Annotated in this window: 1 pseudogene; it reads right to left on the bottom strand. The window is 48.0% G+C overall.

Features of this window, described 5'->3' with window-relative positions:
- Positions 1 to 269: pseudogene (gene hemA, locus ACYP03_RS26385) on the bottom strand (glutamyl-tRNA reductase); the annotation flags it as partial.

The following is a 269-nucleotide window of genomic DNA, read 5'->3' as shown; positions in this document are numbered from 1 at the left end:
GCGACTTTTCGCTGCTCGCGATTTCGTTCAACAATGCTTTCCAAATCGTCCACTGAATATAAATAGGCATCATCAAGCTCGCCAACTTCGGCTTCAATATCCCTGGGTACAGCGATATCACCCAGACGCATAGGTTGATGGCGGCGTTTTTTCAGCGCTTTCTCGACCATGCCTTTGCCCACAATCGGCAGTGGACTTGCCGTTGCACTGATAATGATATCCGCATTGTGTATATGGTCAGGAATCTCAGGCAAACTAATGACTTGAGC

The sequence above is a fragment of the Photobacterium sp. R1 genome (assembly GCF_054600795.1).
The sequence above is the reverse complement of the archived record's forward strand: the minus strand, read 5'-3'. Positions and strand labels throughout refer to the sequence as shown.